11 protein-coding genes are annotated in these 13,212 nt (G+C 73.3%); 3 read left to right on the top strand and 8 right to left on the bottom strand.

The genetic code is table 11. The features are described 5' to 3' along the window. Positions 1 to 549, bottom strand: a complete 549-nt coding sequence (locus ACU610_RS05755; protein WP_446766752.1) for a DUF5996 family protein — start codon at positions 547 to 549, stop codon at positions 1 to 3. A 77-nt stretch (positions 550 to 626) separates the two neighbouring features. Continuing rightward, positions 627 to 1,352 carry an alpha/beta fold hydrolase gene (locus ACU610_RS05760; protein ID WP_446766753.1) on the bottom strand — a complete coding sequence of 242 codons (726 nt, stop codon included), beginning with the start codon at positions 1,350 to 1,352 and terminating at the stop codon, positions 627 to 629. A gap of 473 nt (positions 1,353 to 1,825) precedes the next feature. On the opposite strand from ACU610_RS05760, the gene ACU610_RS05765 reads away from it, so the two are divergent. Next, positions 1,826 to 2,221 (top strand): DUF302 domain-containing protein, encoded by a 396-nt coding sequence (locus tag ACU610_RS05765; protein ID WP_446766754.1) that lies wholly within the window; start codon positions 1,826 to 1,828, stop codon positions 2,219 to 2,221. A 536-nt stretch (positions 2,222 to 2,757) separates the two neighbouring features. Here the strand turns inward: ACU610_RS05765 and ACU610_RS05770 are convergent. The 3 genes from ACU610_RS05770 to ACU610_RS05780 are packed head-to-tail and all read right to left on the bottom strand — an operon-like array spanning position 2,758 to position 4,560. Next, entirely contained in the window at positions 2,758 to 3,045 is a 288-nt protein-coding gene (locus tag ACU610_RS05770) for a hypothetical protein (protein WP_446766755.1), read from the bottom strand. Next, a complete protein-coding gene (locus ACU610_RS05775) occupies positions 3,042 to 3,392 on the bottom strand; it encodes a YidH family protein (protein WP_446766756.1) in 351 nt (116 codons plus the stop codon). The genes ACU610_RS05770 and ACU610_RS05775 overlap by 4 nt, the downstream gene beginning before the upstream one ends. A gap of 34 nt (positions 3,393 to 3,426) precedes the next feature. Further along, on the bottom strand, positions 3,427 to 4,560 hold the full coding sequence (locus ACU610_RS05780) for a site-specific integrase (RefSeq protein WP_446766757.1): 1,134 nt from the start codon (positions 4,558 to 4,560) through the stop codon (positions 3,427 to 3,429). A 416-nt stretch (positions 4,561 to 4,976) separates the two neighbouring features. Here ACU610_RS05780 and ACU610_RS05785 point away from each other — a divergent pair, with 416 nt between their 5' ends. Beyond that, positions 4,977 to 5,939 (top strand): hypothetical protein, encoded by a 963-nt coding sequence (locus ACU610_RS05785; protein ID WP_446766758.1) that lies wholly within the window; start codon positions 4,977 to 4,979, stop codon positions 5,937 to 5,939. A 201-nt stretch (positions 5,940 to 6,140) separates the two neighbouring features. Here ACU610_RS05785 and ACU610_RS05790 read toward each other — a convergent pair whose 3' ends face one another. Beyond that, entirely contained in the window at positions 6,141 to 7,076 is a 936-nt protein-coding gene (locus ACU610_RS05790) for a sugar phosphate isomerase/epimerase family protein (RefSeq protein ID WP_446766759.1), read from the bottom strand. Between the two features lie 220 nt (positions 7,077 to 7,296). Next, the gene (locus tag ACU610_RS05795; protein WP_446766760.1) at positions 7,297 to 8,979 is read right to left on the bottom strand and encodes a patatin-like phospholipase family protein; all 1,683 of its coding nucleotides are present in this window, start codon (positions 8,977 to 8,979) and stop codon (positions 7,297 to 7,299) included. Between the two features lie 210 nt (positions 8,980 to 9,189). On the opposite strand from ACU610_RS05795, the gene ACU610_RS05800 reads away from it, so the two are divergent. Further along, positions 9,190 to 10,620: a TRAFs-binding domain-containing protein gene (locus ACU610_RS05800; protein WP_446766761.1), complete on the top strand. Its 1,431-nt coding sequence runs from the start codon at positions 9,190 to 9,192 to the stop codon at positions 10,618 to 10,620. A gap of 73 nt (positions 10,621 to 10,693) precedes the next feature. On the opposite strand, the gene ACU610_RS05805 is transcribed toward ACU610_RS05800, so the two are convergent. After that, on the bottom strand, positions 10,694 to 12,409 hold the full coding sequence (locus tag ACU610_RS05805) for a GMC oxidoreductase (protein WP_446766762.1): 1,716 nt from the start codon (positions 12,407 to 12,409) through the stop codon (positions 10,694 to 10,696). Between the last annotated feature and the right edge of the window lie 803 nt (positions 12,410 to 13,212).

Raw genomic sequence — 13,212 nt, forward strand, 5'->3', positions numbered from 1 at the left:
TCAGCCCCCGCCGACGCCGCCACGATGAGGCCGCACCAGCGGGTGAGCTGGCAGGAACTGACCCGCTGGGGACGTTTCCCCTCGGACGCTGCGGACGAAGGACCGGCGGCGGCGACGACCTGACCGGCCGACCTCGTCGGAGCCGGCCTGGCGCGGCTCAGTGACCGACGTCTCCTGCGGACGGGGATCGATCGTCACCGCTCCCGCCACATCGCGGACCGCGGCGAGGACCTCGCGCGTCACCTCGCCCACCGAGCGGGAAGGCCCGAGGCCGATCCGGTGCCGGCGTCCGCCGCTGTGCTCCACGCCCGCCTCGTGCGCGTGGAGGTCCAGGACGACGACCAGGGTCCCGGATCCGTCGGGTGCGGGCAGTGGCTGTGTCTCCCAGCCCCTGGCGGTCAGGCGCAGGGCGGCGTGCTGCAGCTGCGGTTCCGGCGGCGCGAGCGCGGCGGAGAGCTTGGCGAGGACCTGCGTGTGCGCGTGCAGGGTGTGGGGGGTCGCCCGCCACTGCTCGTAGGGCAGGGCCGGCCAGTGCTCGGGCGCGGGCATGCGCGGGGCGTCTCGCCGGACCGCGGGTTCCAGGGCGGTGTCGGAGTCCCTGCCGTGGTGTCGCGGTGGACGGCGCGTCATGCAGAGACCGACGCCGTCGCCTCGGCGGCCTCCAGCACCAACCGGGTCGCCTCGCCGTGGTGGGACATCCCGACCACATGCGAGGCGCCAGGGATCTCCAGCACGCGCCGTGCTCCGGCCCGCTCGGCCATGCGGCGGTGTGCCCCGGCGGGGATGTTGTGGTCGAGCTCCCCGAACAGGAACCAGCTGGGCAGTGCACGCCACAGCGGCCGGTCGCCCGACGGTTCGCCCAACGCGGCCTCGGTGATCGGACGCTGGGTGACCGCCATCAGCATCGCCTCCTCCCGGGGCAGGTCGGCGCAGAACTGCTGGTGGTAGCGGTCCGGTGCGATGTAGGTGTCGGCGCCGCCGTCGGCCAGGGGCACGCGCACCAGCGTCTCGCCCAGGGTGCTGCCGGGAACCAGGGAGGAGGCGTCCGCGGAACTCTCCCCGGACTCCAGCGCGAACCCGGCCACGAACACCAGCCCGACGACGTCCCCGGCATCGGCGGCCACGTTGGTCATGACCGAGCCGCCGTAGGAGTGCCCCACCAGGAGCACGGGTCCCTGGATGCTGCCTACCAGGTCGCTGAGCGCCGCGGCGTCGCCGGCGACGCTGCGCAGGGGGTTGGCCCAGGCGATGACCCGGTGTCCCTCGGCCGCCAGGGGGCGGATGACGCTGTTCCAGCTCGAGGACTCGGCGTAAGCGCCGTGGACGAGGACGATGGTCTGCTTCGCGTTCACGGGGTCTCCCGTCGTGCGGTCGGGGCCCGGTCCGGCCGAGCCGGGCCTGAACTTCCCCGCTCCACCCACCGGGTTCATCGGTCAGCTGACTGCACATCGCCCCCGACCTCGGCTCCTCACGGAGGGCGGTCAGATGGCCGATGCGGCGCCGAGCCGGCCGGACTCGGAGGAGTCCGAAGGCGGTCGCGCACCCGGGGCACCGGCGGGGGCGGGTACCGCGTCCGGGGCCGCGGGCCGGCGGGAGGCGGGCCGATGAGCCGCCACTACCGCGACATCGCCGTCACCGATGGCGTGCGCGACGTGCAGGCCACGTACGGCAGCAGGGACCACTGGGAACGGCGCGATGTCCGCCGCGGTGCGCGGCACCGTCCATCCCGGGCTCCGACGGTGGTCGGATGGCGGATGCCGCGCACCGGCCGTCGGGGACAGGGTCGGCAGGGGCGCCGGCCACGGCGCCACCGGAGGGAGGACAGGTGTCCGACGAGCTGCGGGTGTCCGAGGTCCCCGGAGACGTCGCATCCGTCGTCGATCGGCTGACCGCGGACCTGCGCGACCGCGGGGTCGAGGTCTTCGCCACCATCGACCACGCGGCCGGCGCGCGCGCCGCCGGCCTGGACCTGCCCGACGAGGTCCTGCTCGTGTTCGGCAACCCGGCGGTCGGAACGGCGCTCATGCAGGCCGATCCCCGATCCGGGGTCGACCTGCCGTTGCGGATGCTGGTGTGGTCCCAGGACGGCACGACGCGGCTGGCCTACCAGGACCCGGCCGCGCTCGCTGACCGCTACGAGGTGGGCTCCGAGGAGGCGACGTTGGGCAAGCTGCGCGGCCTGCTCGAGCAGCTCGTCGCCGAGGCCGGGCGACCGCGGTGAGACGGCCCCTCACCGCGCTGCCACCGTCGCCGTCCTGCTCGCCGACTGCTACGCCGGGAAGGACGCAGCGACCGAGACGGACGCTCCCGCCACCGCGGGAGTGAATGCCTCCGCCGGGTCGGTCCAGGTCCTCGACGCCGTCCTCGACACCGGAGCACCGTGCCCGCGGGAGGCGACATCGCTTTCCGGGCGGTGCTGTCCAACGACGACGACCGGCTCATGACGGTCAGCACGCCGGCGGCCGCGTCCGTCGAACTGCGCGCCGCTGACGGGGCACGGCCGCCGCCGGCATGCCGTCCCCGCCGGTGGGGAGGTCGACGCGATGAAGAATTCGGCCCACCTGCGGCCCACCTGCGGCCCACCTGCGGCCCACCTGCGGCTCACCGGGCCGACCGAGGACTCGCCGATCGGGGAGAGCGTGCCCGTGACCTTCGCGTCCGCGACCGCGGGCGCCCGGCACCGGCGGTACAGCCCGCCGCGCCCCGCGGTGATGCACCCGTGGTGCGGCGCTCCTGGAGTCGGTTGGAGGGCCCGGGTCAGCCGGTGAGGACGCCCGCGGAGGTCAGTCCACAGACGATGAGCACACCAGCGGTGAGCAGCAGGGGTCTGCTGAGGCCGGATGTGGTGGGCCGCCGCGGTGGTCCGGCCGATCGCGCGCAAGCCGCGGCGCAGGTGATCGCCAGCAGTCCGGCGATCCAGACCGGCCACGACTCCCGTGACCAGCCCTGTCGCAGCAGCAGGAGGCCGAGGACCACCTGCCCCAGCGCCGTCCGTTGCCAGCCCAGACGGGTGCGGGCGTGAGCCGTGTCCCGGTCGGTCGTCACCGCGTCCCCAGCACGACCGCGAAGACGACCACCGCCAGGATGATGAGGGCTGTGGTGAGGAGCAGCAGGCTGTGCCCTGCAGGTCGAGCCTCCCGCTCGCGCATTGCCTTCTCGGTCGCCGCCCACCGGGAGTAGGCCAGCGACGCGGTCCCGACCGCGAGGGTCGCCAGGAAGGCGCCGAGCGCCCAACGGACGTCGGTGCGAGGGAAGGGTGGGATCAGCTGGACGACGGCCACCGCGGCGGCGATGAGGGAGAGCGACGTGCGGATCCAGGCCAGGAAGGTGCGCTCGTTGGCGAGTGACCAGCGGTAGTCGACCTCGCCCTCACCGGGCGGGGTCGGGGGCATCACGGGCAGGGTCGGGTCGGCCGCATCGTCTCGTTCACTCGCCACGCCGGCCTCCCGCCTGCGCCCGCGGAGACCGGCGCCATCGCACCAGAGTCGCCTTGACCTCTACTTTCCCGCATCCGCCACATGACCCGACGCGGAGCTGAGCGGGTCGACAGGCGAGTGCCTGGCGCAGGTCGCCGCTGGTGTTGTTCGGATCGCGCAGGAGGCCCTTCGGGCTGGGGAAGAGCACCGGCGGGTCGGCTGCGGCGGGCAGGCGGGCCAGGCGCCGGCGTAGCAGGTCGAGGGTCTGCGGTGGCAGCGCGATGGTGCGTCGGCCGGCGTCGGTCTTGGGCCGCTGCTGGATGAGCAGGCCCAGGAGTGGGTCGCGGGTCACGGTGCCGGCGACGGTGAGCGTGCCTTCTTCGAGGTCGAGGTCGAGGTCGGTTGGGCGGACGGCGCAGGCCTCGCCGATGCGCAGGCCGGTGCCGAGCAGGAAGGCGACGAGGTCGGGTAGGTCCTGGCGGACGGCGGTGGGGTCGGCGGTCAGTCGGGCTCGCAGCTGGTGCGCCTCTTCGAGGGTGAGCGCTCGAGGACGGCGGCGGGAGCCGCGCGGCCCTCGGCGGGCCGGGGTCTCGCGGACCGGGTTGGTGGCGAGCAGTCGGTGCCGGACGGCGAGGCCGAGAATGCCGGAGAGGGCGCTGCGGGTGGTCTTGGCCGCCGCGGGGCCGTGGGCGCCGTGCACCGAGGTGAGCAGAGGGTCGAGGGCCGGGACGGTGACCTCCCGCAGGCGCAGCTCGCCGAGGCCGGGCAGGACGTAGGCGTGCAGGGCGAACCGGTACAGGCGCTTGGTGCCGGAGGCCCGGTCGCTGCCGTCGATGTCGGCCAGCCAGCGGACGGCGATGGTGCGTAGCCGGCTGTCAGCCGGTACCGGGGGAGTGGCGCCGGTGCCGCGGTCACGCAGGGCCTCTCGCAGCCGCCGCTCGGCCTGCGCCCGGGTCTGGCCGCGGTGAGGAATAGCAAGCGCCTCACCGAAGGCGGCAATTGTCCGATCCGTTGCGAGAACAGCTGCTGGAGCCGCCCGCTCAGCGGCAGGACCGGTGGCAGCGGCGACAGCGCCGTCCGCTGCGCGGACGTCAGGGCGGTGGGCAGCTCCACGAGCGCCAGCGGATTGCCTTGCGCCTCCCACACTGAGCTGGCGAACCGTCCCGCCGACGCCAGCCAGCGCGTCACGAAGTCCTCCCCCGGCGTCGGCGTCGATTCGCTCGCCGCGCGGGTGGACCGGCTGCCCGGGACGACGGCCGGCCCCGCGTGTCTGAGGTCGAGTACGCCGGCCGAGCCGAGCCTGGACGTCGCCGTGGCAAGGGCTCCGCCGCGCGCCTGGCCCGGGCCTGGACGTCGCTCTCCACCAATTCAAGCTCGACTCTCCATCGAACCGTGTCGACGCGGTCGAGATCCGGACGGCGAGCGCCACGAAGACCGTGGCGGCGCGGCTCGAGCACGAGGACTCCCCACCGGGCGCGACGTCGGTCCCTTCCCGACCGCCTTCCGCGGTGCCATCGTGGGCTGCCGCTGGAACCAGTCGCGCCGACCGGGGAGGCTCTCATGCCCAGGTCCGAGAACGAGGCAGCCCGCCGATCCCGGGCGGCGGCACTGGTCCTGGCCTGCGTCGCCGGGTTGATCACCGTGACCACCACCCCGGCGGCGGCGGGACCGGCGCACGGCGTCATCGTCCTGCCCGGCGCGTCCTCGGCCGAGGGGATCGCCAAGGGCCGGGGCGCGACGTTCTACGCCGGCGACCTCTTCGCCGGTGACATCTTCCGCGGGGACCTCGAGCGCGGAACGGCGGAGTTCTTCATCGACGCCCCGGACGGCCGCATGGCCGTCGGGATGTCCGCAGACCGACGCCACGGGCTGCTGTTCGTCGCCGGTGGCTTCACCGGTCAGGCGTACGTGTACGACCTCCGTTCAGGTGCCACCGTCGCCGTGTACCAGTTCGCCCCACCGTCCGCGCCCGGTCTACCGCCGACGACGCTGGTCAACGACGTCACCCTCACCCGGGAGGGAGCCTGGTTCACCGACAGCCGGCAGGCCCGGCTGTACTTCGTGCCGACCGGTCGCCGGGGCGAGCTGGGCGAGTTCCGCACGCTGGAGCTGACCGGGCCGGCGGCCGACACCAGCGACGCGTTCAACCTCAACGGCATCGTCGCCGCCGACCACGAGGGCCGGCTCGTCGTCGCCCACGCGGGCAACGGGGAGCTGTGCACCGTGGATCCGGCCACCGGGGACAGCGCGGTCCTCGCCGGGGTCAGCGTGCCCGGCGTGGACGGGCTCGTGCTGGACGGCCGGGACCTGTGGGCGGTGCAGAACGGCAACGCGGTCACCCAGGTGCGGCTCAGCCGCGACCTGTCCTCCGGGGTCGTGCGGGAGGTCATCACCGATGACCGGTTCGCGACCCCCGCCACGGCGATCAGGTACTCCGGCCACCTCGCCGTCGTGAACGCCCACTTCGACACCGGCATCCCGCCCACCGCCGACCAGTACGAGGTCGTCCTGGTGCACGACTGACCACGGGCCTCCCCGGCTGGTCTGCAGGGTGCACGGCGTCCACGTGGTGACGGCGTCTCGGGTGGCTGCGGGCCCGCGTGGATGCAGGGATGGATGCCGACTGCAGACCCACGGTCGGTCGCTCGTCGCACCGCCGGACGAGGGAGGGGCGGCCCCGAGATCCCGGGACCGCGTCCCGTGGAGGTGTGGTGGCCCTGTGCGTCAGTAGGACGTGCAGGTGAGGTAGGCGAAGCCCTCCCGGGCGGCCTCGAAGGGGTCGAACGTGGGGTCGCCGAAGCGCGGGTCGTGCTCGACGACGAAGTACCGGGTGCTGCCGCCGGCCGCCGCGAAGACGGCCGGGAAGTCGATGCTGCCTCGGCCGACGATCTCGATCCGGTCGTCCAGCGTGGGGTTGAGGTCCTTGACGTGGAAAAGCTGGATCCGGTCGCCGTACTCCTCGACCAGCTGGACCGGGTCCGCGCCGGCGAAGGTCGCCCAGTACAGGTCGAGCTGGAAGACGACGTTCCTCGGCTCGGTGTGCTGCATCAGGATCTCGAAGCCGGTGCGGCCGTCGCCGAGGGCGGCGAACTCCCAGTTGTGGTTGTGCGTCATCAGCGTCTGGCCGGCCGTGCGGGCCTGCGCGCCGAGGGTGTCGAGGTACTGGGCGTATGCGGTCCACTGCGCCTCCGTGGTGTAGGTCCGCGGGGTGCTGCCCGAGCCGAAGTACCCGATGCCGAGGATCCGGTTCTCCTCCAGGATCGGCGTGATGTCCACCGGGGACTCGGGCGCCCCGACGTCCACGTGCCGTCCGGAGGCCTTCAGGCGGTACTCCCGCAGCAGCGCCGCGTACTGCTCGGCGGTGAACCCGCTCAGGGTGAACGGCTCGACGTTGCGGTAGCCCATCTCGGAGAGCCGGCGCAGGACCTCCTCGTGGCGCGCCTGGGTGGCGGCGTCGGAGCCCAGGCCGATGTACTCGGCGAAGGTCCACAGCTGGATGGAGACCTTGCTCGCCGGGATGCTGCGGCCGGCGGAGGCGCTCGGCGCCTCGGTGGACGGAGCGGCGCTCGCCGTGCCGACGAGGCCGGCGAAGAGGAGCGCGGACAGGGCGGCGACGAGCACCGCCCGCAGTCTGGCGCGCTGGCTTCCCGACACCTTCATCGATCCCCCTCGGTGGTGAGACCGGCGCCTGGGACCTCGGTCGGCCCCTCGGACCATCGCTCGGCGCCGGGAGCGGCAATGGTGAGGGGCGGGGCGGCGCCCTCCGGAGAGGCGGTCGCGGAGCCGCGCCGCCGCGGCCTCGTCCGGACCGGTCAGGTCCAGCGGGATCAGCGTCGCACACCGCGGGGGAGGGGTGACCGGTTCGGCCAACGCCGACCTCTCAGTCGAAACCCGCGAACTGACGGTCGACGTCGACCTGGCGGGCCACCTCCCGGCCGACCGTCTGCAGCTGGGCCACGGCGCCGACGGCGTCGAGCCTCCGCAGCCGGCTGCGATCGCGCGCGGCGATGCCGAGGGCGGCCAGGGCGTCGTCGCTGAGGTCCGCGTCGTAGCGCAGGTACGTGAACAGTGGACAGCCACCCGGCGCCTCGGCGTCCAGACGGCTGCCGAACTCGCGATCGATGACCCCTCCGGCGCGGGTCCGGGCCAGCGACCGGCAGACGAGGTCCTGGGCCACGGAGGCTCCGCGCATGAAGACCGCGGGGAGGTTGGCGGCGTTGAAGAACAGGTCGACCTTGCGGTGGTGCAGTCCGGGGTGGACGGACGCCGCCGAGCCCGTGCCCACGGAGACGACGAGGAGCTGGTCCTCCCCGGCCGGCCAGCACAGGCCGTACTCGGGCAGGGTCGCCATGAGGAAGAGCAGGAGGGCGGGGTTGTTGAACGGTGTCATCCCGCCCTCCTGGAAGACGTACTCGGAGACCCCCACCCGCAGGTGCTGAGGGGGGAAGTAGACGGGAGCCGCGGTGCTGCCGCGCACCAGCGTGCTCAGCGGGAGGTCGAGGTTCCGGTCCGGTACGGGGTTGAGGTACCGGTCGGCGCGGTTGTACCTGGCCCGTGTGCAGTTGCTCAGCGGCCACGGCGAGTCCGTGACGGTGTTGTGCAGGACGACCAGCAGCAGGGACCGGAACTCCCGGTCGCCCAGCGTGGTGCCGGCCCCGAAGAACGTTTCCAGCTCCTCGGTCAGCGGTCCGTCCCGGTACAGCGACCGCAGGCGCAGCGGGAGGAACCGCCTCCGGAAGACCTTGCGGTCGAGGCTGGCGTAGCGCTCCTGCACCTCGCCGACCGACCTGCCCATGGCCAGGGCCGCGGCGATGATCGCGCCGGTGCTGGTCCCGCCGATGTAGTCGAAGTAGTCGGACAGGACGAGGTCGGGCTCGCCGCGGCGGTGCCGCAGCTGCCGCTCCAGCTCGGCGAGCACCTCCAGCGTCAGGACGCCCCGGATCCCGCCGCCGTCGAGCGCCAGCAGCCTCTTGGGGCCCGGTGCGTCCTGACGGTCCTCGTACCGGCGCGGCGTCGGGTCGATGACGCGCACCCGCCGATCGGGACCGGTGTGGCCGAGCCGGCGGACGAAGTCCGCCGTCCCACCCGGGCCGTCCCCGCGCTGCCCGTCCCAGACCAGCAACGCGTGCGGGGACGCGGTCATCGAGCGCGCCACCTCGACCAGCCGGGTGTTCGCTCGGGCGAAGACGTCCTCGTCGTCGGGCCCTGCGTCGCCAGGGGGCAGGACCTCGACCTCGCTCCGCTGCAGGAGCTCGCGGAAGCGGGCCGCCCAGTCGCTGTCCGGGAGGTCGACCGACTGCCGCTGGAACTCGTCGGCCGGCAGGGCGAGGCACAACCGGACCCGTGCACCCCGTCGCAGCCCGGCATCTGCCGCGAGGATGTCGGCGCCGCGGGCGCCGCCGCAGACCACCGTCGTCCCGGGGCCGACGCGCCAGGTCTCGAACGCCTCGTCGACCTCCCGCGCCACGCGCCCGACCTGACAGGGCGGGAAGCGCGGCACCTCTCGGTCCGGCGTGTCGACCATGTGGCCGCTGACGGCCACCACGCCAGGGGGGTCGGGCATCGTGGGCGCACCTCCCGCTCGGCCGCGCGTGACGGTCAGCACGATGGTCGATCCGCGCCCGCGCGTCACCAGGCCGCCGTCCCGTTCCGCAGGCCACGGCAGCGACGCGACCGAGCCGCCCGGATCCGGTGCACCCTGAGCCCCTGGGCGGCCCCGAGGCGGCCGCGGCGCCGTGATCACCGCGCGCCCGGCGCGGGAGGGGAGCCAGCGATGACCGACCGTCCGTTGTGCTTCGTCCTCATGCCCTTCGGGAGGAAGCCCGACCCGGCCGGCGGCGCGCCCATCAACTTCGACGCCGTCTACCAGCGGGCCCTGCAGCCCGGGATCGAGGACGCGGGGATGACCCCGATCCGGGCCGACGAGGAGAAGCTCGGGGGCATCATCCACCAGGCCATGTACGAGCGGCTGCTGTTGTGCGACTTCGCGGTCGCCGACCTGACCACGGCCAACCCCAACGTGCTGTACGAGCTGGGCATCCGCCACGCCGCACGCCCCCGCACCACCCTCACCGTGTACGCCGCCCAGAAACCGCTGCCCTTCGACGTCGCCCTCCTGCGCACCCAGCGGTACCAGCTGACGGCGACGAACAGGCTGACCGAGAAGTCGGCCGAGAGGCTGCGGGCGAGGACCGCCGAGCACCTGACCGAGCTGCGAGAGCTGGCGCGGAGGGAGGAGGTGACCGACAGCCCGCTGTTCCAGCTGATCTCGGCGTGGCGACCCCAGCAGATGCCGGCCGAGGCCGCCGGCAGCTTCCGGGGACAGATCCGGGTCGGCGAGGCGCTCAAGGGACGGCTCGAGGTCGTCCGGCGGATGGCGGGCTCGGAGGACGGGAAGGAGGAGGCGCGAACCGCGCTGCACGCCGTCCACGCGAGCGTGCGAGGGAGCGACACGGAGGACCTCGGCGTCTGGACCGACCTCGTCCTGGCCTACCGGGCGCTGGAGGACTGGAGCGCGATGATCGAGGTCTACGACGAGATGCCCCAGCACCTCCGCCGTCAGCCCGCCGTCCGGCAGCTCGTGGCCTTCGCCCACAACCGGCTGGCCGAGGACCCGGGCACCCCGCACCGGCAGGAGCGACGTGCCACGGCCCTGTCGCTGCTCGACGAGCTGGAGCGGGAGTGGGGTCCGTCGTCCGAGACGCACGGGCTGCGCGGGCGGGTGTACAAGGCGCAGTGGGTCGAGACCGCGGCAGCAGGGGACGAGACGCGGGCCGTGGCCCTGCTGGAGAAGGCGGTGGACCAGTACGTCCGTGGCTTCGAGGCCGACTGGCGGGACTACTACCCGGGCGTGAACGCGGTGACGCTGCTCGACGTCCTGGGGACGCCGGAGAGCCTGGCCCGGAAGAACGACCTGCTCCCCGTGGTCCGGTTCGCGGTGGAGCAGCGGGCGCGTACCGAGGCGGCCGACTACTGGGTGTCCGCGACACGGCTGGAGCTGGCCGTCCTGCACGACGACCCGGAGGCTGCGGAGCGCGCTCTCGCGCAGTGCCGGAGTCAGGCGCCGGAGCGCTGGCAGCGCAGGACGACCGCCGACAACCTCCGCCTCATCGGCCGCGCGCGAGCCGCGCGGGGCGTCGACGTGACGTGGCTGGACACCCTCATCGGTCGCCTGCACCCGTCGGTACCCGCGGGCCCCGGCTGAGCCGCGGGGATCCGGGCCGGCTGCAGAGCTCGAGCATCCGGCGGGCGCGTGACGTCACGGCACGACCGACCCGCTAGGGGAGCTGTCGTGCCAGCCGCCGGGCGAGCGCCGTTCCGGTCAGCACGGGGTTCACGGAGCCGACGGTCGGGAAGAGCGACTGGTCGCAGGCATGGACGTTCTGCACGTGGTGGAAGCGCCCGAGGCTGGTGGTCACGGAGTCCGCGGCCGTGCCGCCCATCCACAGCGTGCCGGCCTCGTGGTAGGTGGTGCCGAGCCCCCAGTGCCAGCTCGGGAACGGTCGCTGCAGCGGGTGGGGCTGCGTCTGCCAGCCCCCGTCGTAGAGGTACTGGATGTCCTGCGCCGTGCCGGCGATCGCCCGGGCGAGGTCCTGTGCCGTCTGGTCCATCGCCTGCCACGTCGTCCAGTCGCCGGGGCGCAGCTGCAGGTGAACGTAGGCGCGGGGAACGCCGTACTCGTCGATCTCGTGCGGGCTGAGGTCCATCCAGCTGCCGACGTCGTTCGGTGTGGGAGACGTGGTGTCGGGGACCATCTCGCCGATCCCCCGGACGGTGAGGGTGACCCACTCCGGATCGACGTTGGCCAGCTGTTCGTCGAGGATGTCGAGGTCCGGGATCATCTGGTACAGCAGAGCGTCCGACCCCCCGCTGCTCGTCGACGCCGTCAGCTGGAGGTGGAAGCGCCGGCCGGCAGCGGTTCCGCGCACCAGGAGGGCGGCGGTCTGGACGAGCGGCCCCGAGGACGGCAGCACCGACCGGCGGATGCGGAACGTCAGGTCCGTGCGCAGGTGGGCCATGAGGTTGCGCCCCATGAGCGGCGTCGGGAACGACAGCAGCGCGATCCGGGTGGTCTCGATCGCCCCGGCGGCGAGCACCACGCGGGCGCCCGGACCGAGCGGCAGCGTCCTGCGGGCGCCATCGACGTCGACCTCGAGGGCCTGGGCGACCCCGTTCTGGACGACGACCCGGATCACGTGGCACCGGGGAACGAGGAAGAGCCGGCGCTGCGCGTCGTCGAAGCCCGCCTGCGCGCTGTCGCGGCGGAGCGCGGCGACCAGCAGCGGCAGGCTGCTGTACTTGTCGAAGCTGAACAGGCCGGACGCCGGGGCACTGCCCTGGACGGCGACCGGGGCCGGCTGCACCGGACCACCGGGGAGCGTCGTGTCGAGGTTCGGCATCCCCGGTATCACGGCGGTGAGGCGCGTGTGCAGCTGCGAGAGCAGGTCACCGGACAGGAAGTCGGTGCCGGGCACGACGCCGAGCTCGCTCTCGACGCGGTCGTACTCGGCCTCCAGGTGGGCTCCGACGTCGGCCGGCCACTGCGCCAGGTCGGCGTCGGTCAGCCGCGGGCACCAGCCGCCCCAGTAGAGCGACTTGCCGCCACAGCAGTACGCCGTCCCGGGGAACGGGGTGTTGCCGCGCCAGGGCAGTCCCCAGACCAGCTCGCGCGCTCTCATCGGGTCCTGCGCGGGATCGATGGCGGAGGGGACGCCGAGACCGACCGGGCCCAGGTTCTGCACGTGCTCGCCGACCAGGAACGGCCCGGCCTCCAGGACCAGGACGCGCCGCTGGGGTTGGAACTCGGCCAACTTGGCCGCGAGGTAGCCGCCATAGGCGCCGGCCCCGACCACGACGACGGAGAAGGGCGGCCCCCCGTTGGCAGTGGCTTCCTCCCAGGTGTTGCAGACGTTCCGGGCGAGACCGTCGATCGCCAGGCTGGTGTCCTGGACGAGCACCGGGTCGGGGGTCGGGGCCAGGCGGGGGAGTGGCATCTGCGCCTCCGTCAGGGGAGGCCTGAGCCGGGAACGGATGTCGACGGCTCACACCGCGGAGACCGCGCATCCCGGCGTCGGCCCGGAGTGGGTCGTGTCCGGTGCTCACTGGGGTGGGGCCGGGGGCGCAGGAGGACCGTGGACCGACCGCCCACCGCACGCCATCCCGACGACCCGAGGCTCCGCGGCGCCCGTCATGACGTCGTCACCGCGCCATCACCGGGCCCGGAACTCGCGCAGTCCTCACCAGCCTCGCAGAAGGAGGTCGTCGGCCGCTGCGCCGTCCTGACGGTTCGGTGCAGCGCCTGGTGTGGAGGCCGGATCAGGATCCGGACGCCCGCTGCGGACTCGCCTGTGTCCTCATGTCAGGTGGTCGAGGAGCATGTGCTGTGACACGACGGTGACGACGCTGTGACGGACACGCCTCTACCGTGAACCGAGTTGTTCGCAGGCCGCCGAGTGAGAGGCCTCCGTGCTCTTGTGCCGGCGTGACACCTGAGCCTCCTGCCGGTGCCGGACAGGCGGTGGGGAATGCAAGCGGAGACGAGGCTGGACGTGCATGTGGAAGCGAATCGCATGACGAGCGCGAGGGGACCGCGCCCTGACTCCCTCAGGAACTGCGCGGCCGGCATTCCCCTGCTCGGGCTCATGGCGCGGCGCGCGACCGCCCAGCTCCGCGGCGCCATTCCTGTCGTGCAGCGTGGGTGATGGCGAAGCCGATGGTGATCGACCGTGGTCGTCCGTTCGGCAGTCGCTCCGCGGACCAGGAATCCGGTTGGAGCGGCGCGAGGGTGTAGCACCGT

Source organism: Geodermatophilus sp. URMC 61 (assembly GCF_052931555.1).

Bases quoted from the DNA above. Each gene is read 5' to 3' on its own strand.
- ACU610_RS05785 (WP_446766758.1), top strand. From the start codon at position 4,977: ATGCCCAGGTCCGAGAACGAGGCAGCCCGCCGATCCCGGGCGGCGGCA.
- ACU610_RS05795 (WP_446766760.1), bottom strand. From the start codon at position 8,979: ATGCCCGACCCCCCTGGCGTGGTGGCCGTCAGCGGCCACATGGTCGAC.
- ACU610_RS05775 (WP_446766756.1), bottom strand. From the start codon at position 3,392: ATGCCCCCGACCCCGCCCGGTGAGGGCGAGGTCGACTACCGCTGGTCA.
- ACU610_RS05800 (WP_446766761.1), top strand. From the start codon at position 9,190: ATGACCGACCGTCCGTTGTGCTTCGTCCTCATGCCCTTCGGGAGGAAG.
- ACU610_RS05805 (WP_446766762.1), bottom strand. From the start codon at position 12,409: ATGCCACTCCCCCGCCTGGCCCCGACCCCCGACCCGGTGCTCGTCCAG.
- ACU610_RS05755 (WP_446766752.1), bottom strand. From the start codon at position 549: ATGCCCGCGCCCGAGCACTGGCCGGCCCTGCCCTACGAGCAGTGGCGG.
- ACU610_RS05790 (WP_446766759.1), bottom strand. From the start codon at position 7,076: ATGAAGGTGTCGGGAAGCCAGCGCGCCAGACTGCGGGCGGTGCTCGTC.